This window comes from Candidatus Eremiobacteraceae bacterium (genome assembly GCA_035314825.1).
GTDB lineage: Bacteria > Vulcanimicrobiota > Vulcanimicrobiia > Eremiobacterales > Eremiobacteraceae > JAFAHD01.
Genome location: DATFYX010000059.1, coordinates 31,976 through 55,283, shown reverse-complemented (window position 1 = coordinate 55,283; position 23,308 = coordinate 31,976). Strand labels below are relative to the sequence as shown.

General features: G+C 67.7%; 18 protein-coding genes. 13 read left to right on the top strand and 5 right to left on the bottom strand.

All coding sequences use genetic code 11. The annotated features are described in order from the left end of the window. The first annotated feature begins 3 nt into the window (after window positions 1-3). Both VKF82_07640 and VKF82_07635 read left to right on the top strand, forming a co-directional pair. Entirely contained in the window at window positions 4-906 is a 903-nt protein-coding gene (locus VKF82_07640; GenBank protein HME81935.1) for a FecR domain-containing protein, read from the top strand. 51 nt (window positions 907-957) lie between these two features. After that, the gene (locus tag VKF82_07635; GenBank protein ID HME81934.1) at window positions 958-1,587 is read left to right on the top strand and encodes a TMEM175 family protein; all 630 of its coding nucleotides are present in this window, start codon (window positions 958-960) and stop codon (window positions 1,585-1,587) included. 24 nt (window positions 1,588-1,611) lie between these two features. On the opposite strand, the gene VKF82_07630 is transcribed toward VKF82_07635, so the two are convergent. Together VKF82_07630 and VKF82_07625 are read right to left on the bottom strand one after the other, a co-directional pair. Further along, window positions 1,612-3,198, bottom strand: coding sequence for a gamma-glutamyltransferase family protein (locus VKF82_07630; GenBank protein HME81933.1), 1,587 nt, complete (start codon window positions 3,196-3,198; stop codon window positions 1,612-1,614). A 56-nt stretch (window positions 3,199-3,254) separates the two neighbouring features. Beyond that, a complete protein-coding gene (locus VKF82_07625) occupies window positions 3,255-4,001 on the bottom strand; it encodes an SEC-C domain-containing protein (GenBank protein ID HME81932.1) in 747 nt (248 codons plus the stop codon). Window positions 4,002-4,018: 17 nt separating this feature from the next. On the opposite strand from VKF82_07625, the gene VKF82_07620 reads away from it, so the two are divergent. The 3 genes from VKF82_07620 to VKF82_07610 are packed head-to-tail and all read left to right on the top strand — an operon-like array spanning window position 4,019 to window position 6,694. Then, complete coding sequence (locus VKF82_07620) at window positions 4,019-4,861, top strand: hypothetical protein (protein HME81931.1); 843 nt, start codon at window positions 4,019-4,021, stop codon at window positions 4,859-4,861. A 22-nt stretch (window positions 4,862-4,883) separates the two neighbouring features. Further along, window positions 4,884-5,729 carry a 3-methyl-2-oxobutanoate hydroxymethyltransferase gene (gene panB, locus VKF82_07615; GenBank protein HME81930.1) on the top strand — a complete coding sequence of 282 codons (846 nt, stop codon included), beginning with the start codon at window positions 4,884-4,886 and terminating at the stop codon, window positions 5,727-5,729. Further along, entirely contained in the window at window positions 5,726-6,694 is a 969-nt protein-coding gene (locus VKF82_07610; GenBank protein HME81929.1) for an NAD(P)-dependent oxidoreductase, read from the top strand. The genes panB and VKF82_07610 overlap by 4 nt, the downstream gene beginning before the upstream one ends. Here the strand turns inward: VKF82_07610 and VKF82_07605 are convergent. After that, entirely contained in the window at window positions 6,675-9,086 is a 2,412-nt protein-coding gene (locus tag VKF82_07605) for a phosphodiester glycosidase family protein (protein ID HME81928.1), read from the bottom strand. The genes VKF82_07610 and VKF82_07605 overlap by 20 nt on opposite strands. Here VKF82_07605 and VKF82_07600 point away from each other — a divergent pair. Genes VKF82_07600 through VKF82_07580 form a run of 5 tightly spaced genes read left to right on the top strand, consistent with a single transcriptional unit; the run spans window position 9,069 to window position 16,504 of the window. Then, the gene (locus VKF82_07600; GenBank protein HME81927.1) at window positions 9,069-9,791 is read left to right on the top strand and encodes a hypothetical protein; all 723 of its coding nucleotides are present in this window, start codon (window positions 9,069-9,071) and stop codon (window positions 9,789-9,791) included. The genes VKF82_07605 and VKF82_07600 overlap by 18 nt on opposite strands. After that, on the top strand, window positions 9,788-10,606 hold the full coding sequence (locus tag VKF82_07595) for a serine hydrolase (protein ID HME81926.1): 819 nt from the start codon (window positions 9,788-9,790) through the stop codon (window positions 10,604-10,606). The genes VKF82_07600 and VKF82_07595 overlap by 4 nt, the downstream gene beginning before the upstream one ends. A 60-nt stretch (window positions 10,607-10,666) precedes the next feature. Beyond that, window positions 10,667-14,641: a multifunctional oxoglutarate decarboxylase/oxoglutarate dehydrogenase thiamine pyrophosphate-binding subunit/dihydrolipoyllysine-residue succinyltransferase subunit gene (locus VKF82_07590; protein ID HME81925.1), complete on the top strand. Its 3,975-nt coding sequence runs from the start codon at window positions 10,667-10,669 to the stop codon at window positions 14,639-14,641. Further along, the gene (lpdA, locus tag VKF82_07585; GenBank protein ID HME81924.1) at window positions 14,638-16,008 is read left to right on the top strand and encodes a dihydrolipoyl dehydrogenase; all 1,371 of its coding nucleotides are present in this window, start codon (window positions 14,638-14,640) and stop codon (window positions 16,006-16,008) included. The genes VKF82_07590 and lpdA overlap by 4 nt, the downstream gene beginning before the upstream one ends. Before the next feature lie 13 nt (window positions 16,009-16,021). Then, window positions 16,022-16,504: a hypothetical protein gene (locus tag VKF82_07580; protein HME81923.1), complete on the top strand. Its 483-nt coding sequence runs from the start codon at window positions 16,022-16,024 to the stop codon at window positions 16,502-16,504. Window positions 16,505-16,522: 18 nt separating this feature from the next. Here VKF82_07580 and VKF82_07575 read toward each other — a convergent pair whose 3' ends face one another. Continuing rightward, window positions 16,523-17,689 (bottom strand): class I SAM-dependent rRNA methyltransferase, encoded by a 1,167-nt coding sequence (locus VKF82_07575; protein ID HME81922.1) that lies wholly within the window; start codon window positions 17,687-17,689, stop codon window positions 16,523-16,525. After that, a complete protein-coding gene (clpB, locus tag VKF82_07570; protein ID HME81921.1) occupies window positions 17,686-20,349 on the bottom strand; it encodes an ATP-dependent chaperone ClpB in 2,664 nt (887 codons plus the stop codon). Before clpB ends, VKF82_07575 begins: the two co-directional genes overlap by 4 nt. Window positions 20,350-20,523: 174 nt before the next feature. On the opposite strand from clpB, the gene VKF82_07565 reads away from it, so the two are divergent. Genes VKF82_07565 through VKF82_07555 form a run of 3 tightly spaced genes read left to right on the top strand, consistent with a single transcriptional unit; the run spans window position 20,524 to window position 23,295 of the window. Continuing rightward, window positions 20,524-22,080, top strand: a complete 1,557-nt coding sequence (locus tag VKF82_07565) for a hypothetical protein (protein ID HME81920.1) — start codon at window positions 20,524-20,526, stop codon at window positions 22,078-22,080. Between the two features lies 1 nt (window position 22,081). Then, window positions 22,082-22,765, top strand: coding sequence for a hypothetical protein (locus VKF82_07560; GenBank protein ID HME81919.1), 684 nt, complete (start codon window positions 22,082-22,084; stop codon window positions 22,763-22,765). Beyond that, window positions 22,762-23,295, top strand: a complete 534-nt coding sequence (locus VKF82_07555; GenBank protein HME81918.1) for a prepilin-type N-terminal cleavage/methylation domain-containing protein — start codon at window positions 22,762-22,764, stop codon at window positions 23,293-23,295. Before VKF82_07560 ends, VKF82_07555 begins: the two co-directional genes overlap by 4 nt. Window positions 23,296-23,308 lie beyond the last annotated feature (13 nt).

The window sequence follows — 23,308 nt, the reverse complement described above, 5'->3', positions numbered from 1 at the left end:
AGGATGGAGTGCTCTGAAGCGCTCGACTTCCTCTACCAGTCCTTCGACGCACAGCTGACGCCGACGCAGCAGATGCTGCTCGACGCCCACCGCCGCACGTGCTTCGCCTGTGCCAACACCCTGACGCGCGCCGAGCGGTTCCAGGCGCTGCTGCTCCAAGTGCCGCAGCTCGCCGTGCCGCGCGGCCTGGAAGATCGCATCATCGAGCACGTCTTCGCCGCCAACCACGTCACCACCAAACGCGGCGAGACATGGCGCAGCCTGGTCGATTCAGTCACCAATTGGCGCAGCTTCGGACTGGCGCTGGGCACCGCGGCGGCGGTCTTCGCGCTCATCCTCATCAGCCGGGGCGTGATCCAGCAAAGCGCGATCAACCGCAGCCAGGTGCCGACCTCGATCTCCGCGGCGATCAACGGTTCGCTCGACGTCGCTGCCGCCAACGGTTCGTCATCGCCGGCATCCGGCTCGGTCATGATCCAGCCGGGTGAGACGCTTTCGAACAGCTCCGACCAGCCCTCGACCATCGCGATCGGCCCGCATCTGGCCGTCACGATCGCCAACGGCACGCAGATCAAGGTCGGCACCGTGCGCGTGGATCCGCAGACCGGCGATCCCGACGTCATCGCGGTGCGCATCGATCACGGCACGGTCGGCGTGCGCGAGAACCTTCAGAAGAACAGCGGGGCCATCCACGTCGCGACCGATCAGGCGACCGTCGTGCCGACCGGCACGATCTTCACCGTCACCGCGCAGACCGGGTCGACGCACGTCGCCGTCGGAGAGGGCAGCGTCGCGATCTTCCTGCCCGGCGAGACCTTCAACGTCTTGGCCGGCAACGAGGCGCAGATCACGCCGGACCATCATACGGTCAGCAAACTGCGCCCCGGCACCAAGTTCGCCCACTAGCACCTTCCGGCGCCCGAGGAAGCATGCGCCGCGCGGGGAACGTCCGCCCGGATGCGCGCGGCGTACAATCTGATCGCGGGTCAGAGCCTGGAACGTCTTGCCGCCTTAAGCGACGGCGTGTTCGCCGTCGCCATGACCTTGCTCGTGCTCGATCTGCGGGCACCGGTGAGCAGCCTGATCCACAGCGAGCGCGAGCTGTGGCAGGCGCTGCTCGCGCTTGCCCCGCGCTTGCTACCCTATTTCATGACGTTCATGACCTTGGGCATTTTCTGGGTCGGCCAGCAGACCCAGTTCAACCGCTTCGTGCGCAGCGACCGCGACCTGACGTGGATCCAGATCGGGTTCTTGCTCGTGGTCACGCTGATGCCGTTCTCGACCTCGCTGCTGGCCGAGTTCATCACGTATCGCGTGGCGCTGCTCGTGTACTGGTTCAACATCCTGTTGCTCGGCGTGTTCATCTTCGTGAGCTGGCGCTACGCGACGCGCGCCGGCCTGCTCAAGGAGGACACGACGCCTGACCTGCACGAGGCCATGGAGCGGCGGGTCCTCGTCGCGCAGGCGCTCTACGCGATCGGCGCCGCGCTGTGCTTCATCAACACGTACGTCAGCATCGGGTTCATCGTCTTGGTGCAGTTGAACTACGTGTTCGCTCCGCGCATCCGAGCCTTGTATCGGATCTAGCGGCCCGGCCTCAAGAGGCCGGGACTACAGGCCGAGGGCGGCGCCGTCGCTGCGCAAGTCCGAGGCGCCCACGAGCATCCCCTCAGCGCGCTCGATGCTGATCGCGCCGGCGTGGCCCATCGATTCCTCCCAATCGTCGGTGACGATCATGTCGTGGCCGCGCGCGCGCAGGCCCGCGATGCACGCCTCGCCGGCGCGGCGCTCGATGGCGACGCCGGGCACTTCGTCACCCCAGGTCTTGCCATAGCGCCAGCGCGGCATGTCCAAGGCGGTCTGTGGGTCGACGCCGCGCTCCGCGATCGCGACGGAGATCTGCAGCGTCGTCTGCGGCTGGCCCTCACCGCCCATCGTGCCGTACACCAAGCGCGGCTCGCCGTCTTCCAGCAACATCGCGGCCATGAGCGTGTGAAACGGCAACTGCTCAGGGTGCAGCGAGGTCGGGCGGCCTTCATCGAGCGTGAACGCGTGGCCGCGGTTCTGCAGCACGATGCCCAGCTCGGGCACGCCCACGCACGAACCGAAGTGGAAATAGAGCGATTGGATCATGGACAGCGCGTTGCCGTCGGCGTCCACGCACGCGAAGTACGTGGTGTCGCCGCCGGCGGCCCGCGCTCGAGAGCGCGGGACCACTTTTCTTGGGACCACATCGCACGCCCGATATGAATCGATCTTTGCCGCTTGGGACTTCGCGTAGTCGGCTGACAGCAAGCGCTCAAACGAGGGTTTGACCGCGTCCGGGTCGCCGACCCACGCGTCGCGGTCCGCGAACGCGAGCACGATCGCCTCGATGTCGAGATGGGCGAGACCAGCGCTGCCCAACGCATCCCCGCCGCGATCTGCGCCGGCGTCGTGAATGCCCTGAGCGAGCAGCAAAGCGAGGCCCTGCGAATTGGGCGGCGTGACCAGCGATTCATAGGCGCCGAAGCGCGCGCGCAACGGATCGGCGTAAAAACCGCGATGTTCCGACAGGTCCGCAGCCCGCAGCGGGCTGCCGGCGCGCACGCATGCGCGTTCGATATGCTCGGCCGCCTCGCCCTCATACCAGAACGATCGGCCGTGCGATGCGATGCTCTCGAGACTGCGTGCGAGCGCCGGCTGTGCCAAACGCGTGCCGATCGGATAGCTCGGTCGCGCAGCGTACAACGTGCGCGCGCCTTCATCGGCGGCGAGCAGTGCGTGTTCTTCGTGCAGTCCGCGCGCCAGACTGCGCGCGATCGGCGCGCCACCGCGCGCGTGCTCGACGGCGGGCGCGAGCACCGCCTGGAGCGACATGCGCCCGAAGCGCTCATGCAGCGCCAGCCACGCGTCGACCGCGCCAGGCACCGTCAACGCCGACGGGCCGCCGTGGCGCGGAATGGAGCGCATACGGAGGCGTTCATAGTAGGCGCGATCGGCCAGCGCCGCCGACCGTCCGGAGCCGTTATAGGCGTGAACGGTGCGCGTGCCTGCGTCATAATAAAGGAAGAACGCGTCGCCGCCGATCCCGGTCATGTGCGGATAGAGCACGCTCAAGGCGGCGGCGATCGCGACACCGGCATCGGCGGCCGAGCCGCCGGCGCTCAGCGTCAACACGCCTGCCTGCGCGGCCAGCGCGTGCGGAGCCGTCACCATGCCCCGTACGCTTCGCGCGCTGGGCCGCGAACCGTCCGGCGTCAGCGGCGCACTCATCAGGCGCCCGGCAGGATGATGCCTGAGTCGCGCGTCGAGGATGCCGCCTCTTCGTCCAACGCGGTCGGCGCTAGGCGCAAGAAATCGTCCATGCCGACGATGCGCTGGCTGCGCACGAAATCGAGATGACGTTGGCGGATGGCGCCGGCGATCCGCTCGACGTCGCGGTCACCGAACACCGTCGGCCGGCCAAGGCAGACGAACGCGTCGAGCGCCGGCAGCGCGCGCAACGCCACGGGCGCGCCGTCGGCGATCAAACCTGCGCCACGACCCAGCGGCCAAACCGAGAGCTGCTGCGGTGCCTCGCTGAGCACATCGCTGACCTGCAGAAAGCCTGCAGACCAGCCGTCCACTCGATACAAACGCCGCGGCGTCGCCGCCCAGGCGCCGAGCATCGTCCGCTCGCCGGCGCCGAGCAACGCTCCGCGTTCGAGCAAGAATTGATCGATTGCGGTGCGGCCGTAGCGCTCCAGCCGTACGTCGAAGATCAGGTGATCGACGACCCGCGTGGCCGCGACGTCATCGAGGGGCACCCGCCAAAACGGGAATTCGGTCCGTGCGACCAGGTCGAGCGTCAGGCCGCTTGAAGACTCCGCGAACCTCGCCAGCTGCGAGAGCGACGGCAGCACGCGGGTTTCGAGCGCTTGCGCGAACGCATCGTGTTCCGCCTCGCGCCCGAGGCAGCACCGTTTGTACTTGCGGCCGCTGCCGCATGGGCACAGGTCGTTGCGTCCGGGCTTGTTCATGCCGATAACCGAGTTACATGAACGTACGACGAGTCCTCGCGCTCGCATGTGCCGCGGGCCTGGCCATCACGGGTAGCGCCGCCGCGCAGCAGCCCGGCTCGTATGTATTGCGGCTGAGCCTGTCCGCAGGCGAACGCCTCGTCCAGCATTCCGATCTGGTCGACCGCATCGACTGGAAACTGCCGGCAGCGCGCTTGGAAGCGTTCCGCTCGCAAGGCATGGTCATCGACGAAGAAGTGCGCACGACGATCCTTGCGAACGGCACGGTTCTATCAGCGAACGCGACGGCTGCGCGCGTCCGTGGCGACGTCACCACCACTGTCCATGACGTGCCGCGCAACAAAATAGCCGTCAGCCATGACAGCGGTACCGCGCTCGTCACGCCGCGCAACGTGCAGGTCGGCGCGAAGCTCTACGCGCTCGAAGACGCGCCGATGATCGATCTGCCGGCTGAGCCGGTCGTTGTCGGCAGCAGATGGATGACGCAGCAACATGTGCTGACCTCCCTCGGTTCGGGCAACGCCGTCTTCGAGCATGTGGTGGCGACGGCCGACGGCGATCGGGTGCGCATCGACGTGACCGGCCGCGGCCGGATCACAGGCAAGGAGTACAACCTGCCGGGTCTTCTGCCAGGAGCGATCGCGCTGCACGGCTCGGCCTGGTTCGATCGCGCCAGCGGCCTCATCGTCCAGGAAAGTTATGCCATCGACAACACCCTCGTGAAAGCCAAAGGGGGGGCGCCGATCGGCTTTGTGGAGCATCTCGAAGCGGATTCTGACCTGCATAAAGAAGGACGCGTCGTAAGCGGTCGAATAAAATCGACCGCTCTAAACGGTCGAGTAAACTTGACCGCTCCATAGGTCCGGACACATCGGGGACGCCATGCCAGACAAGATCACCGCGCCGGCGATCCGCGCCCGCAAGGGCGGCAAGAAGCTCGCCGTCATCACCGCCTACGACGCGCCCTCGGCGCGCATCGCCGATCGCGCCGGCGCCGACATCATCCTCGTCGGCGACTCGCTCGGCAACGCCGTGCTCGGCTACGACGACACGCTCTCTGTCACCGTCGACATCATGGTGCGCCACACCGCAGCCGTCGCTCGCGTCAAACCGAACGCGCTCGTCGTCGGCGACATGCCCTGGCTGAGCTATCATCTGTCGACGGCGGACAGCGTGCGCAACGCGGCGCGTTTCATCGTCGAAGGAGGCGCGGGCGCGGTCAAGCTGGAGGGCGGGCGCAAACGGCTGCCGATGGTCGAGGCGATCCTCGCGGCCGAGATCCCGGTCATGGGCCACCTCGGCCTGACACCGCAATCCGTCCACGCGATGGGCGGTTTCAAGGTGCAGGCCAAGCTCGCACAGGCCGCGGCCGAGCTTGTGGAAGACGCGCGCCTGCTCGCCGAGGCAGGCGCGTTCGCGATCGTGCTCGAGGGCATCCCGGACGTCGTCGCCGCCGAAGTGACCCGCGCGATCCCGATACCGACGATCGGCATCGGCGCGGGCCCGAGCTGCGACGGTCAAGTGCTCGTCTTCCACGACGTGCTCGGCTTGAGCGCCGGCACACCGCCGAAATTCGTGCGGCGTTATGCAGATCTAGGCGATGAAGCGACCGCGGCGGTCGAACATTTCTTCGACGACATCCGCTCCGGCGCGTTTCCATCCGACGCCGAGACGTATCACATGCCGGAGACTGACGCCAGGGAGTTCCTCGCCGGCCGGCGCGTTTGAAGATCCTCTTCTGCGATGAAGGCTACTCGGAAGCACGGCGTCGGCTATCGCGCCTGCTGCCCGAGCATGCGATCGAGGCGACGGCGCCCTCGCGCGTCGTCGAGCGCCTGCCCGGCGTCGACGTCGTCGTACCCTACATGGCGCAGATCGACGCGCGCGTCATCGACGCGGGCACGTTCGGCCTGATCCAGCAGTTCGGCGTCGGCCTGGAGACGGTTGACGTCGAGGCTGCCACGCGTGCCGGCGTTTGGGTCGCGCGCATACCGAGCGGCGGCACCGGCAATGCCGAGTCGGTGGCCGAACACGCGCTGCTGCTGATGCTGGCGCTGGCGCGCAGGCTGCCGCAGGCCGAGCAGACGCTGCGCAACGGGCAGCTCGGCGAACCTGCCGGAACAGCGCTCGCGGGCAAGACCGCCTGCATCGTCGGCATCGGGTCCGCCGGCGGCGCGTTAGCGCTTCGTCTGCAAGCGCTCGGCATGCGCGCGATCGCCGTCCGCAAGAATATCGGCGGCCAAGCGCCCGCCGGAGCCGCGTTCGAACACGTCTACGGCCTCGCAGAGCTGAAGGATGCGGTGGCCTGTGCAGATTTCGTCGTCATCACCGCGCGCTATGAGCCGGACGCCCACCACATGTTCGACCGGACCGTCTTCGACGCGATGAAACCGGGCGCGTTCTTCATCAACGTGGCGCGCGGCGGATTCGTCGATCATGCCGCGCTTGCCGACGCATTGCGCGCCGGACGGGTGGCCGGCGCGGGCCTGGACGTGATCGAGGGCGAGCCGATCGGCCCTTCGCATCCTGTGCTCGCGCTCAACGTCATCGCGACGCCGCACGTCGCAGGCGTGACCGATCTTTCGTATGAGGGCATCGCGCGCGAGGTCGCCGAGAACGTGCGGCGCTACGCGCGCGGCGAGGCGCCGCGCTACGCGGCCAACGCGCCGGCGTTCAATCGCGCGCGCGCGTGAGCGCGACGCTTCCGGGCGGACGCGGCCCGGCGTACCAGACACCCAGGTCGCGCAGCCACAGGTCGCCGGCGTAGTGCTCCGAGGGGGGCGCCACTAGATAGATCTTGGTCAGCGCGATCGGCCAGCGCGCTTGGGGCGGCACCTCGGCGCGCACGTTGCGCCAACCCTTCCACGTGATGTGGCGCGCCAGCGTCATGCTGTCGCTGACGCCGTCGCCGTTGCGATATCCGATGCGCAGCCACGCGCCGCTGCCGTCGCCGTACGCATCCACGCTCACGACAAGCGGCTCACCGGGCAGCGGCACGTCGTTTTCGATGAAGGCCGCGCGTGTCGCGCGCTGATCTCCGAAATCGAAACTCAAGTGAAGAGCCGGGGAACCGTCAGGCGCCTTGGCCGCATCCAACGCCGCGGCGAGATCTTTGGGCACGGTCGTCAAGTGCCAGCGCCCAGCACCGTCGCCCGGCAGCATCGCACCGCCGAGACCCACCTCGTGGGCACCGATCAGCAATGTCGCCGTTGCGCGTGCTCCGCCCGCGCGCGCGACGACGTCTGCGCGCGAGGGCACGCCGGAGCTCTTGAACGCCCCCTGGGCGTCAACGCTGCCGCCGTCGCCGGAACTCGACCACGCGATGGCATCTGGATCGATCGCGATCGCAGAGCCGTCCGCGCGTGCGGCCTGCACCGAGAGCGCAAAGGTCGCTCCTGGGGGATATACGCGCTGCACGCCGGCGATGCGCAGCTCGTCGACGCGCGAGACGACATCGAGGTGCAGCTCGCCGCTCGCCTGAGCGCTGCGAGCGGTCACCGTGACACCGCCAGCGGCACGCGCCGTGAACATGCCCTGCGGGCTGATAACGGCCGCCGACGCCGGCGAGACGGAGTATGCGACCGCGCCATCGGTGGGCACCGGTTGATCGTTCGCGTCGACGCTTTGCGCTGCGACCGCGATGTGGCTGCCGGCCAGCACCGCCGGCGCAGGTGCGCGCAGCACCAGCGTCTGCGGCGGCCCCGGCGTCGCCGAGTTGAGCACGAACAGGCCGTCCGCGACCGATCGTTCGCGGCCGTCCGACGGCACGTTGGCGACGCTCACGTGGGGATCGCCCAGCCGGCGCGCGACCATCTCCGTGGAACCCCCGCTGTCGAACGCCATCGCGGTCGCCGCGCCTAATGCGCTGAACAACGACGCGAACATCGGACGCGTGATCCCCACCGACCGCGCCGGCGCGCGCCCGTCAACCGTGACCAGCCACAGCGTCGCGCCGTCCGCCGACGTTCCGGCGCCGGTCAACGGGTAACGCACGTCGCGCTCCTCGGGCGACGGCGAATCCGGATCGTCGTAGAGCGCTCCGTCGCGCAGCAACAGCGGGCCGCCCCCGACGCCCTCGCGCATTCCGGGAAGCTGCGGCGCAAGCGTCTGCGTCAGCGTCACGACGTCGCCCTCGTGGAACTGCTGCAGCAGCGTCACCGCCGCGTCGCCGCGCGCGGCAACGCCGAGATCGCTCGGGCGCAGCGGTAGGAATGTCAGCGCGTCGCTCTCGCTGCGCAGCACTTGATAGCGGCCGTCGGCGGTCGGCGCGAGCGAGAGCTCCGCCGCGGCATCGGCCTGCCCGGGCATGCCGAAGGATTGCGTGAACAGCATCAAACGCGAGCCGTGGGTCCAATCGTTGATGGCGTCGACGTTCATGCTCGTGCCGTTCGCTGCGATGAGCTGCATCTTCCACGTCACCGGGCCCATCGCGATAAGGTTGCCGTCACCGACCAGCAGCACGGCGCGGCCGTTGGGCGCGTGCTGCACGATGCCGTTCGCCAGCACGAGATTCGTCGGCTCGCCGCCACCGCTGATGTCGAAGTAGTCCGCATTGATGCCGATCTCGGCGGCGCGCCGGTCCGCCATCGTCGAGAGCGGTTCGCCGGGCCCGACGATGCGGTCATAACGCGTGCCCACGGCAAGCGCGACGCGCGGGTCGCGCAAGTCGACGCGCGCGATGGACAGCGTGAGCGGCCCCGCCGCGCTCGACAGCCGCCAGCGCTCGAACTCCACGCCCGGGCCGATATGCTCGCTTGCGCGCTGCGCGCCAGTGATGAGCGGCCAGCCCGCCGGCTGCACGAACGTCGCGGCGCGGAACGCGAAGGTGCCATCGTTGTCGATGCTGATGGCAGGCGGCTCATCCGCGCGGACCGCGCCGATCGCCAGCGCGCACGCGCAGGCGGTAAACCAGAGGCGGGCGCTGAACACGCGCGTACGATGGGACGACATCATCTTGATCTGAGACACGAACCTGATGTGCGGCGGCGTTCCGGGCGGTCCCTGCGCGCGCTCTGCCTCCTCGGCGGGCTGCTGGTCCTCTCCTTGCCGGCCCGCGCCGACGACGCCGTGGCGTTCGCGCTGCATCTGACGCCCGGGCGCTACGTGCGCTCGCAGAAACTCGTGCACCTCATCACATTCGACATCCCCAAGACCTATAAGGCCATGGCCGGCGGCCGGGCCGATGACCAGACGATCCTCGAAGACCGCGACCAGGTCATCGTCGTCAAAGACGCCGGGGCGATCGACATCGCGGAGACGAACACGCGCCGTTTCGGCGGCGACCACCCTAAGGAGACTGACAGCAAGGTGCGCACGTCGACCTATGACGGCACCATTGCGACGGACGGCGTGACCACGCCGCCGCAGGCCATGCTCGAGGACGCAGGCGACGGCGCGCTCGACCAACTGCCTGATATCCCGCTCGCGCCCGGCCAGCAGTGGACGTTCTCGCGCCACATCAAGGTCGAACGCGATTTCGCCGACGGGCCGATGACGTACGTCGACAAGGTCGATCACTTCGAGGACCGCGCGGGGCATCGCATCGCCATCATCGATGTGACCGGCACGGGCCCGATGACGCCGAACAAAGACATGCTCGATCATGGCTTCAAAGTCTCGACCATGGATTTGGCCGGCACGGCCGAGTTCGATACGACCGCAGGGCTGCCCGGCGTCCAGCACTACACGGGCAAGGTGCGCTGGTCGACGACGGTGATGTTCCTTCACATCGGTGTGATCTTCTCCGACACCTACGACGGCACTCCGGTCACACCGAAACCGCAAAGTTGAGCGTCGCGCCGCGCGCGCCGGATGAGGACACGCTTTCGCGCGCCGTGGCCGACGCGTTGGAGGCGTCGGAGCTGCGCGACGACGCAGCCGCGGTTGTCATCGATGTGGATCGCGGCAGCAGCGCTCATTGGCGCGCGGACGAGGACATCTATCCCGCGAGCATCGTCAAGCTCGCGCTCATGGCCGAGGCCTCTAACCGATTTGCTTCGGGGTCGCTGTCTCCTGACGATCCGATCATCGTCGCGCGATCCAATATCACGGCCAACCCCGAGCCGAGCCCGCTGGTCGAAGGCGCGCAGGCGAGCGTGAGCGAGCTGGTCGCGCTCATGATCGAGCGCTCCGATAACATCGCGACCAATCAGCTCATCGACGTGCTCGACCGCGAACGGGTCACCTCGGCGATGCGCGCGCTCGGTCTCGCACGGTTCCGCCTGGGTCGCAAGTTGTCGGGCTCGGAGCCGCTGGTCGAGGGTCTGGACGTCGGCGAGCGCAATTCGATGCGGCCGTCCGAGACCGCGCAGCTGCTGCGGCTGATCGCAGACGATGCGGTTCCGGGCGCGGTCGAGCAACGTGCGTTGCTGGTGCGCTGTACCGACGGCGCGAAGCTTGCGGCCGGCGTGGCGCGCGGCGATCGATTCATGCATAAGACCGGCGTGACGAGCGCAGTGAACCACGACGCGGGGATCTTACAGACGGCGGATGGGCGCCGCTTTGTCATCGTGCTGTACACGCGACGCGGAACACATGATAGCGCGCACGCCGATGCCAGGATGGCGTCATGGATGCGCGTTATGCGCGGTCACCTCAACGCCTAGGTCCGCCTTTGGTCGCAGGCCGCGCCAGGGTCGGCTTGGGCAGGGGCGAACCCGTACGCTGTGCCTGATAATCGCGTGATCGTGACCCTGCCGGAGCTGGGCGAATCGGTAGCTGAAGGCACCGTCACCAGCTGGCGCAAGCACGTCGGCGATAGCGTGAAGAGCGGCGAACCTCTCGTGGACGTCACGACCGACAAAGTCGACGTCGAAGTGCCGGCGCCTGCCGCCGGCGTGATCGTCAAGATCGTCGCCGACGAAGGGGCGACCGTCAAAGTCGGCGGTCCGCTCGCTGAGATCGATTCTTCCGGCAAGAGCGCTCCGGCCGTCGAACAGGTCCGTACCGCCGTCGCGACTCCTACGCTACCGCGCGCGCAATCATCTGCCGGCGTCGCCGCATCGCCGCTCGCGAAGCGCGCGGCAGCGCTGCGCGGCATAGAGCTCCACGCGCTTGCGGGCAGCGGACCAGGCGGCATCGTGCGGCGCGCGGACGTGGACGGTCAAGCCGTGGACGGTCGAATGAATTCGACCGCTCCATCCGCAGCGGGCGACGTGGCGGACGGTCGAATGAATTCGAACGCTCCATCCCCTCCCGAGAGTCCAGTGAATTCGACCGCTCCAAACATCGTGCCGCTCAAAGGACCGGCCGCGGCGCTCGTGGGCTATATGGAAGAGAGCCTGCGCATCCCGACGGCGACGAGCTTCCGCACCATCGCGGTCGATACGCTCGAGGTGCGCCGGCGCGATCTCAACGCTGCGCTGCGCACCGCGGGCCGCGACGAAAAAGTCTCGTTCACGCACGTCATCGGTTTCGCGATCGCGCTCGCGACCCATCAGGTGCCGGTGATGACCGCTGCGTTCCGGCGTGAGGGCGACCAGCCGGCGCGCGTCGACCAAGCGTGCAACCTCGGCCTGGCCGTCGATATGACGCGTAAAGACGGCAGCCGCTTCTTGGTCGTGCCCGTCATCCGCGATGCCGACAAACTTGATTTCGCGGCGTTCCACAAGACGTACGAAGCGCTCGTCGCAAAGGCGCGCTCCGGCCAGCTCATGCCCGGCGATCTGGCGGGCACGAGCATCACGCTCACCAACCCGGGCGGCATCGGCACAATCGCATCGGTTCCACGCCTCACGGCTGGCCAGGGCGCGATCATCGCCACGGGCGCGATCGGTTATCCGCCGGGTCTTGCATCCGTGCCCGAGTCTTCGCTGCGCGCGATGGGCGTCGCCAAAGTCATGACGCTCACCAGCACGTACGATCATCGCATCATCCAAGGCGCGCAATCCGGCGAGTTCCTGCGACGCATCGAAGAACTGCTCAATGGCGCGGATGGATTCTACGACGCGCTCTTCACGAGCTTGGGGCTTCCCAGGCCCGCCACGGTTTCCAAGATCGAGACGCGCGCCCCCGGCGTGCAGGCCGCGCCCGCAGCGCCGTTAGACCTGCTGCGCGCCGCGACCGCGGGCGCGTCGTTAGTCGCACGCTACCGCACGTTCGGCCACACCGCCGCCATGCTCGATCCGTTGGGCGAGCCGCCCGAGGGCGATCCGGCGCTCGACCCCGCGAGTCTGGGCCTCACGCTGCCGCTGATGGAGTCGGTCCCCGCCTCGGTGCTGCGCATCCACCTGCCGGGGAACAATCTCGCCGAGCTGCTGCCGCGCCTGCGCGAGACCTATTGCGGCACCATCGCCTATCAGATGGAGCATATCTCGCGCCACGAGGAGCGCGGCTGGCTGCGCGAGCAGATCGAATCCGGTGCGCACCGGCAACCGCTCACGCGCGAGCTGGCGCTGCGCCTGCTCGGCGCGCTCAGCAGCGTCGAGACCTTCGAGCGCTATCTGCGCAAGTCGTTCCTCGGCCAAAAGACGTTCTCCATCGAGGGCCTCGACGTGATGATCCCGATGTTGGAAGAGGCTGCCGACGAACTGGCTGCGGACGGCGTCAGCGAAGTCGACCTCGGCATGGCGCACCGCGGGCGGCTGGCGGTGATCACGCACGTCGTCGGCAAGCCGTTCGAGGAGGCGCTGCGCGAGTTCGAGGTCGCGGAGAAGCGCGGCGACAGCGATCTGCCGGGCGACGTGACCGGCGACGTCAAGTATCACCAGGGAGCGCAGGGCGTGCGCCAGTCCCCGGCAGGCAAGAACGTGCGCGTCGTCCTGGCATCGAACCCGAGCCACCTCGAGGCCGTCGATCCGGTCGTCGAGGGGCGCACGCGCGCCGCGCAGACCGATCGCACGCACAACATCGCGGTCGTCGACGCGCAAAAGGCCGCCGCGCTGCTCATCCACGGCGATGCGGCATTTCCTGCGCAAGGCGTCGTCGCCGAGGTGCTCAACATGCAGTCGCTGCCCGGCTATACGACCGGCGGCACGATCCACATCATCGCGAACAACCAGATCGGATTCACGACGACGCCGGGCGAAGGCCGCTCGACGCGCTACGCGAGCGATCTCGCCAAAGGCTTCGACATCCCCATCATCCACGTCAACGCAGACGACGTCGAGGCCTGCATCGCCGCGGTGCGTCTGTGCGTCTCCTTCCGCAAACAGTTCAAGCGCGACATCCTGATCGACTTGGTCGGCTATCGCCGCTTCGGGCACAACGAGACCGATGAACCGGCGTACACGCAGCCGATCATGTACGAACGCATCAAGAACCATCCGACGGTGCGCGAGATCTTCGCGCGCAGGCTGATCGAGCGCGGGATCATCTCCGAGGACGACGCCACAAGACTGGTCGAGGATGCGCAGCGGCGCATCGAGGGCGCGCATGCGGCCGTCAAGGGCGCGCAGCAGCGCCAACCGGCCGTCGAGCCGGGCAAGAACGGCGCATCCGATGCTGCACCGATGGACACCCGCGTGCCAGCCGAGGCGCTGCGCAAGCTCAACGACCAGCTGCTGGCGGTGCCCGACGGATTCACGGTCCATCCAAAATTGGCGCGACAGCTCGAACGGCGGCGCAGCGCGCTCGCGCCCGGCGGGGACATCGACTGGGCGCTGGGCGAGGCGTTCGCGTTCGGCTCCTTGCTGCAAAGCGGCACACCGGTGCGCCTCACCGGCCAAGACACCGAGCGCGGCACGTTCAGCCACCGCCACATCGTGCTGCACGACCCCAAGACCGGCGAGAGCTATGCCCCGTTGCAGCACCTTGGCGGAGCGCGCGCGTCGTTCGAGGTGCACAACAGCCCGCTGTCCGAGTACGCGTGCGTCGGTTTCGAATACGGCTATAGCGCCGCGGCACCCGATGCGCTGGTGCTGTGGGAGGCCCAGTTCGGCGATTTCTTCAATGGCGCGCAGATCATCATGGACCAGTTCATCTCGGCAGGGCAGGCCAAGTGGGGCGAATCGCCGCGGCTCACCCTTCTGCTGCCCCACGGCTACGAAGGCGCGGGACCCGAGCACTCGAGCGCGCGCTTGGAACGATTCTTGCAACTGGCAGGCGACAACAACTTGCGCATCGCCGATCCGACGACGCCGGCGCAGTACTTCCACCTCTTGCGCGATCAGGCGCTCAATGCCAAAGCGCGCCCGCTCGTCGTCATGACGCCCAAGAGTCTGCTGCGTCTCAAGGCCGCCAGCTCGACGCTGACCGATTTCACCGATCGCGGCTTCCGGGCCGTCATCGACGATCCCAACGTGCGCGACCGCTCCAAGATCCAACGCCTCATCCTGTGCAGCGGCAAGATCTATTACGACTTGAGCCTCGATCCGCTGCGCCAGGCGGCCACCGACCTCGCGCTCGCGCGCGTCGAACTGCTCGAGCCGTTCCCGCTCGACGACGTGCTCGCGCTGGTCAAGTCGTATCCGTCGCTGACCACCGTCGCGTGGGTCCAAGAGGAGCCAAAGAACATGGGCGCGCGCGCGTTCGTCTCGCGCCGGCTGCGCGAACGGCTCACGCCGCAGAACATCGCCTTCGGCTATGTCGGACGGCCGGACCGGGCCAGCCCGAGCGAGGGTTATCCTGGAGCGCACGCGGTCGAGCAAGAGCGCATCGTGCGCGAAGCGCTGTCGCAACCGGTCTATAAGGAAGCTCAGTGAGCACGCGCATGGTCGTGCTGGGCGGCGGTCCGGCTGGCGACGTGGCGGCGCTGCGCGCGGCGCAGTTGGGCGCGCAGGTGACGCTGGTCGAGCGCGCGCAGCTCGGCGGCACGTGCTTGAACTGGGGCTGCATCCCCACCAAGGCGCTGCTCGCCAGCGCCGACCTGCTGCGCAAGATCCGGCGCGCCGGCGAGTTCGGCATCGACGTGCCCGAGCCGCGCGTCAATTTCGCCAAGATGATGTCGCGCAAAGAGGACATCGTGGTGAAGCAGCGCTCCGGCGTCGAGGCCGCCTGCAAGCGCAAGAAGGTGGAAGTCGTGCACGGCCAGGGCACGGTGGCGTCCGATGCGGTCGTGGTCAACGGCACGCGCTACCCGTTCGATTTCCTGATCGTCGCGACGGGCACCGAGGCCGCCGGCCTGCCGATGCTCGACATGAAGCAGCCCGCGGTCATCACGTCGAATGGCGTGCTGCGTCTCGAGTCGGTGCCCAAGACGCTGCTGGTCATCGGCGGCGGCGTGGTCGGCTGCGAGTTCGCCAGTCTGTTCGCGACGCTCGGCAGCGAGGTCACCATCGTCGAGATCCTCCCGCGCCTGCTCGCGAGCATCGATGCGCGCACCGCCGGCCAATTCCAAAAGATCATCGAGAAAGAGGGCGTGCGCGTGCTGACCGGCCGCAGCGTCAAAGAGATCCTGCAGTACCGGCGCGACGGTTTGGTGGCGCAGCTCGACGACGGCACGAAGATCGACGCCGAGAAGCTGCTCGTCTCGGTCGGCCGGCTGCCGCAGACGCGCGATATCGGCCTCGAGGGCGCGGGCGTCAAGATCGACGGGCGCGGCTACGTCGAGACCGACGACTATCTGCGCACCGCAAACCCGAAGATCTTGGCGGCGGGCGACTGCCGCGGCGGCTTGCAGCTGGCGCACAAGGCCTCGGCCGAAGGCGGGCGCGCGGTCGAGAACGCGCTCGACCATAACCCGATGCCGATGGACTGGAGCGTCATCCCCAGCTGCATCTACACGCATCCGGAGATCGCGTCGGTGGGCCTCAACGCCGATACGGCGAAAGAGGCCGGGCACGAGGTCAAGCTCGGGACCGCGCGCGTCATCGGCAACGGCAAGTCACTGGCCGAAGGCGAGCCCGACGGCTACGTGCAGATCGTGACCGACGCGAAGACCGACCGCATCCTCGGCGCCACTCTGATCGGCATCCACGCGGTCGAATTGATCCATGAGATCGCCGTCGCCATGTCGGACGCGCTCACCATGGACGAGCTCGGTTCAGTCATCCACGCCCACCCGACGGTGAGCGAACTGGTGATGGATGCAGCGCAGCAAGGCGAAAGCGTCGCGCCTTACCTCTCGTAAAAGGAGTCCTCTGATGCGTCTTGTTCCGGTTCTCATGCTCGCTGCGCTGCTCGCCGTTTTCCCGGCCTGCGCGAAGAAGAGCCAGACCACGACCGCGCCGGGCGCTATGGCGCCGCAAACCTCGGTGCAGCGCGCCACCGTGGTCACCACCCAGGGCAAAGTGACCATGGGCCAGGGCGCCGTGGATCCCAACAGCCTCGGCCTGCCGGTGTATCCGGGCGCGACGCCGAGCGAGGCCGGTTCATATTCCATGACCGCGCCGCAGGGCAGCGAACAGATCTTGACCATCGAGACCAAAGACCCGTTCGACAAAGTCGTCGCGTTCTATAAGGATAAGATGCCTGCGGGTACGCAGAGCGCGCTGACGGGCTCGGGCAGCGCCGCAACGGCCCAGTTCGCCATCGGCAAACCCGCCGACAAGGTTCACAAGGGGATCATCATCGCACAATCAGGCGGAACCGTGAAGATCACGATGATGGTCGGCACCAACCAGTAGTCTCTGGAGCGGTCGAATTTATTCGACCGCCACCTGCACGATCAGACATTTCAGATAAGCCGTTTCGGCCGCTGACATCAGGATCGGGTGATCCGGCGGCAACGCCCGGTCTTCGAGCAGCTGCAGCTCGACCCGCGCGTCGGCGGCCGCATCCGCGATGACCTCGCCGAAAAGCCGGCGCGTGACCGGACGCGAGCACGAACACGTGACGAGGATGCCGCCCGGGCGCAGCAGCTTGAGCGCGCGCAGATTGATCTCTTTGTAGCCGCGCAGCGCGCCTTCGAGCGCGCCCCTGCCGCGCGCGAACGAAGGCGGGTCCAAGATGACCATGCCGAAGATCTCGTCGCCGTCGCTGGCCTGGCGCAGCCAATCGAACGCGTTGGCCTCGACGAACGACGCATTCGTGCACCCGTTGTGCTCGAAGTTGCGCTGTGCCAGCTCGCACGCTTCCGGCGAGATGTCGACGTTGACGACCTCGTTTGCGCCCGCGAGGCATGCGTGCACGCCGAAGCCGCCCGAGTATGCGAAACAATTCAACACGCGCCTGCCGGCAGCGTAACGCGCCGCGGCCGCCCGGTTGAGCCGCTGGTCGAGGAACAGGCCGGTCTTCTGCCCGTGCGCGACGTCGACGAGCAGGCGCGCCGGTTCCTCGACGATCTCCACGAGCTCAGGCGGCGGCGCGCCCGCGAGCACGCCGATCTGCGGTGCGAGACCTTCGAGCGAGCGCTCGGGCACGTCGCTGCGTTCGTAGATGCCGCGCGGCGCAAGCAGGTCCTCGAGGGCGGCGACGATGTCGGCGCGCGCCGTGTCGATGCCCAGCGTCGAGATCTGGATCACCACGAAACCCGCGTACCAGTCGACGATCAAGCCCGGCACGCCGTCGCCCTCGGCGTTGACGATGCGCCGGCCGCCGTCGGCCGGCACCGGCGCGCGCAGACCTACCGCCGCTTGCAGCCGCCGGTGCCAGAACTGCGCGTCGACCCCCTCGTCGCGCCACGAAAGCACGCGCAACGAGATCTTCGAGCGCCGGTTGAGATACGCCACCGCGAAGAAGCGCCCGCGATGGTCGAGCACGCGCACGCACGCGCCGTCGGGCGCATCCGGCAGCTGCGCGATCTCGCCCGCGAAGATCCATGGATGGCGCGCGCGCTCGGGGCGGCGAGGCCGCAGGCGCGCCTCGCTCAAGCGCGCGAGCGTGCGGAGCGGCCGGCGCGCTCGCCGTCAGCGGCGGGCTTGCCGTCAGCCGCCTGCTTGTGAAAGACGATCTCGCCATTCTTGGCGTCGGCGACGACCGTGTCGCCCGGGACGAAGTCGCCGTTGAGCACCTTGAGCGCGAGCGGGTCGACGATGTCTTTCTGCAGCGTCCGTTTGAGGGGGCGGGCGCCGTAGACCGGATCGTAGCCGCGGTTGGCGATGAGCTCCTTGGCGGCGTCGGTCAGCTCAAGATTGACGCCGCGCTCGGCCAGCCGTTTGCGCAGCATGCGAAGTTGGATGTCGACGATGCGCTTGATGTCGGCGAGCGAGAGATTGCGGAAGATGATGATCTCGTCGATGCGATTGAGGAATTCGGGCCGGAAGTGCTGGCGCATGGTCTCCATGACCGCCTCACGCATCTTCTCCTCGTTGCCGGCGTATTCGGCGATCGCCGCTGAACCAAGGTTGCTGGTCATGATGATGACCGTGTTCTTGAAGTCGACGACCCGGCCTTGGCCGTCGGTGAGCCGGCCGTCGTCGAGGATCTGCAAGAGCACGTTGAAGACGTCGGGGTGCGCCTTCTCGATCTCGTCGAACAAGATGACGCTGTAGGGCCGCCGGCGCACCGCTTCGGTCAGTTGGCCGCCCTCTTCGTAGCCGACGTAGCCGGGCGGCGCGCCGATGAGCCGCGCGACCGAGTGCTTCTCCATATACTCCGACATGTCGATGCGGATCATCGAGTGCTCGTCGTCGAAGAGAAATTCGGCCAGCGCACGGGCGAGCTCGGTCTTGCCGACGCCGGTCGGACCTAAGAAGATGAACGAACCGAGCGGACGGTTGGGGTCTTGCAGGCCTGCGCGCGCGCGGCGCACCGCGGCGGCGACCGCCTTGACCGCCTCTTCCTGGCCGACCACGCGCACGTGCAGCCGCTCCTCCATCTGCAAGAGCTTCTGCACTTCGCCTTCCATCAGTTTGGAGACGGGGATGCCGGTCCACTTGGCGACGACCTCGGCGATGTCGTGCTCGTCGACCTCCTCTTTGAACAGTTTGGCGCTGCTCTCATGGGACTTGGCGTACCGCTCTTCGATCTCGCCGGCCTTGCGCTGCAGCTCGGGCAGCGTCTGATATTTCAGCTTGCTGATCTCTTCCCAATTGACGTTGGGCTCGTACCCCTGCTCGGCGCGCGTGATGCGCGTCTTGACCTCCTCGATCTGCTCTTTGATCTTGCTGACCTCGCCGATCGCGTTCTTCTCCGACTCCCATAGCTTGCGCAGGCGCGTCGACTCGGACTCGAGCTCGGCGATCTCTTTCTCGATGTCGGCCAGGCGTTTGCGCGAGCCCGCGTCGGTCTCTTTCTTGAGCGCCTCGCGCTCGATCTTGAGCATGTTGTTGCGCCGCTCGACCTCGTCGAGCTCGACCGGCCGCGAATCCATCTCCATGCGGATCTTGGAAGCCGATTCGTCGACCAAGTCGATGGCTTTGTCCGGCAAGAAGCGGTCGGTGATGTAGCGGTTGGACAGCACCGCGGCCGCGACCAGAGCGGAGTCTTTGATCCGCACGTGGTGGTGCGTCTCGTAACGCTCGCGCAAGCCGCGCAGGATCGAGATCGTGTCCTCGACGGTCGGCTCCGACACCATGACGGGCTGGAAGCGCCTCTCGAGCGCGGCGTCCTTTTCGATGTACTTGCGGTACTCGTTGAGCGTGGTCGCGCCGATACAGTGCAGCTCGCCGCGCGCGAGCATCGGTTTGAGCAGATTCGAGGCGTCCATCGCGCCCTCGGCCGCGCCTGCGCCGACGACCGTATGCAGCTCGTCGATGAACAGTATGATCTGGCCCTGGCCTTGCTGGACCTCTTTGAGCACCGCCTTGAGGCGGTCTTCGAATTCGCCGCGGTACTTCGCGCCGGCGATAAGCGCGCCCAGGTCGAGCGCGATGATGCGCCGGTCTTTGAGACCTTCGGGCACGTCGCCGCGCACGATGCGGTGCGCCAAGCCTTCGACGATGGCGGTCTTGCCCACGCCCGGCTCGCCGATGAGCACCGGATTGTTCTTGGTGCGCCGCGAGAGCACTTGGATGACGCGGCGGATCTCCTCATCGCGCCCGATGACCGGATCGATCTTGTTCTGCTTGGCCAGCGCCGTGAGGTCGCGCCCGTAACGTTCGAGCGCTTGGTACTTGCCTTCCGGATCTTGGTCGGTGATGCGCTGGCTGCCGCGCACCGGCGCCAGGCCGGCGAGGATCTTGTCGTAGGTGGCGCCCGCTCGCGCGAGCAGATCTTTGGCCTCGGATCGGCCGGTGGCATTGGCGATGGCGAGCAGCAGATGTTCGGTCGAGACGTACTCGTCCTTGAACTTCTCTGCTTCTTTGGTCGCGCGGTCGAGCAGCTCGCTCATCTCGCGCCCGAAGCGCGGTTCGGCTCCGCCGTAGACCTTCGGGCGCGCGTCGAGCGCGGCTGTCGCGCTCTTGCGCAGCTGATCGACGTTGATGCCGAGCTGGCGCAGCACGATGGCCGGCGTCCCTTCGGCGTCGCCGAGCAGCGCCACGAGCAGGTGTTCGGCATCGATCTCGGCAGCGTGGCGCTCGCCGGCGATACGCTGCGCCTCGACGAGCGCTTCTTGCGCCTTGCGTGTGAGCTTGTTGAAATCGGTCATCGAACGCCTCTTCGTACTTCCATCCACAGTACTGACAAGGGCCGGGCGGGTTTGTTTCCGCGCAGCGAAGTCGGGGACCCTTTACGCGAGCACCCGAACGCGTGATTCGCATTGCGCTACTTGCGGTCTTCCGTTACAATCGCCACACACGCCGTTTCGAGGAGCCTGGTCCGCATGCCGCATCCATCCTTATGCGGGCTGCGCGTCGCACCGCTCATCATCCTGGCACTGTGCGCTCCCGCCTTCGGCGCGAGCGCCTCCTCCGCCGCCTTTTCGCCGGCCGTCCCACCCGTGCTCGCACGCTTGCGCGGCTTTCACGGCCACATCGAGTACGCCGGACATCGATCCGACGTGCCTCATGCACCGGAGATCCAAGGCAGCGCGCAGATCGGCGCGGACGGCTTTTCCGTGGACGAGCACTCGGCGCGCTATGCGGTCCATGCCGACCGCAACGGTGTGGAGATCCAAGCGGGATCCGTCCGCGCGTGGGCGAGCGATCCGCTCGCTTCAGACGTACTGGTGAACCCGTGGCTTGTCGCTCTGGCTCGTCTGAGCGCGGGCGGCCTGCGCGAGCGCAGCGCGCTGTCGTGGGAGGCGCCTCGCGACGTCGTGGTTTATGTCGATCGCGTCGGCGATGCGATCACCGGCATCGCGCCCGCGCACGACGCGCGGCTCGCGTATGTCTTTGCCGGATGGAGCGAGGTCTCGGGCGTGCCGGTGCCGACGCGCATCGTGCGCCTGCGCTCGGGGATACAGGACGCGACGTTCCAGATCGACCGTCTCGACATCGCCCTCGAGAGCGCACCCGCAGCGCGCGACACCACGGTCTCATCGCCTGTGCGATCGGCGGGCGACGTTTCCGCGCCGGTGGTGCCCGCGGGCGCATCCGGTGCCGTCTCGGCGCCTTTTCCGTGGAGCCGCGTGCTCGGCGCGTTCGGGTTGATGGCTCTGGCCGTGGCGATCGTCGCATGGCTGCGTCGCGACGCATTCTCGATGCGGCTGTGCGATCGGGCGACGCGCGATCCGCGCGGTTGGAAAGCAATCGCCAGCGCCGCGTACGTCGGCCCGGACGGCGTGCTCACGCTCGAGGGCAACCACTATCGCGTCGGGCCGGAGTTCTTTGCGCGAGCCGTCGAGGTGCAGCATTCCGCTCTGTTCGTGCGCGTGAGCGCGCCAGGGGTGTCGAGGGCGATGGTGTTGCCACGCCGCTTGCCGCGGATCGCTGCGCGACCCGAACGCGCGCGGCGGGCGACGGCAGGCTTGAGCCTTATCGAGACGCTGGTGTCGATGGCCTTCTTCACCACGGTGATCGTCGCCGCGGTCTATCCGGCGCTGACAGCGGTCGCGCGCGCCGATTACGTCGCCGCGCAGAAGCGCGCTGCGCTGCTTGCCGTCTCGAACGCGCTCACCGATGAGGAGACGGCCTGCGCGTACGGCACCGTGTTGCCGACCGGCACCACGTCGAGCAGCGCAGGTGATCTGACGATCACCGTCGTGGTCAGCGCGAATGCGTTGGCGGACGCCCGCGACGTTGCGGTCTCAGCCAGCGACTCGTCGGGGCGCGTGCTGGCGAAGTTGGCGACAACGGTCGGACCGCCGGTGCCGCCGCCAGGCAGCTCGACGACACCGCCGGCGGGCCCCGCGCCGCCGGCTCCTCCCACGGGCGGCTCGGGCATCCCGACGCCCACGCCGACGCCGACCCCTGCGTGGTCAGCTCTTGGAGGGCGCTGAGATGCGGGCTCGGCGCGGCATCGCGCTCGTCTCCGTGTTGCTCGCCACGACGTTGCTGTTGGCGCTGCTCGCATTTCTGGTCCACATCGGGACCTCGGGCTTGCGGCGCGTCACCGAAGAGCAATGGAATCGGCAAGCGCAGGCGGGCGCGGACGCCGCCGTCGGCTGGCTGCGCGCGCTCGTCAGCGAGCGGCAAGGCGACGTCGTGGCGGCGTTGGGCGACGTCGCAGCCGCGCAGAGCACCTACACGCTGGTCATCGATGAGCGCACGCACGTCGATGCGCGCGTGGCGGTGCGCCTGGACACGGCCGGCGCGACCAACGACCATCTGGACGTCAACCTCCAGCAGAACCCGTTCGTGAATGAGACGCCGCTGCAGGTCAGCGTCACCGCTACCGTTGTGGTCGACGGCACGCCGGTGGCGACACGGAGCACGACCGCGTTGGTGCGCACGTTCGGCCAGTTCTACCCGTATTCGGAGGTCGTCGGGGTCATCGACAATTCAGGACCAGTGGGCATCGACAGCCCAGGCGACCCGGCGGGCCAAGTCGCGACCTCCTCCGTCACCGACCTGCGCATCCACGTCTTCACGACGGGCCCGACCGGCGAGCCGGTGCCGAACGACTCTTTTGGGAATCAGCAATGGTGGGACGGCAACGCGGTACCGTCGGGCGCCCTTCCATGAGTCGCCTCGGTCATCGGTACCGGTCGCGCGGCATGACGTTGATGGAAATGCTGGTCGTCGTGTCGATGCTCGCGATCGCCGCCGCGCTTGTCTTGCTGACGCCGTTTCGGGCCTATCAGCGCGAGCGTGCGGCCGGGGACGCGGCGTCGACCGTCGCGCAGGACCTTGCGCTGCTCGAGCGCGTCGCGCAAAACGGCGGAGCCAACGACGGCGCGACGCTGCAGATCGACTCGACAGCTCCATTATCGTACGACTGCTACTACGGGCGGCCCAATGCCATAGATTCCAACTCGACGCTCGGGCCGGTCATCGTCCATCGCAGCTTCGATGACGTCGACTTGACGGGCGGACCGATCGACGCGACCACGCCACTGCTGTTCGCGAGCAACGGCAGCGTGCAGTACGTGAGCGCCGGCACGTGGGCCGACCAGCATCAGACGATCGAGCTCGTCCTCACTCCTGCAAGCGACGAAGCCCGCGCGGCGAAGGTCGACCTGAATCTATTCACCGGCGGAATCTCGCTGCCGTAGCGTCGTCGAGCGC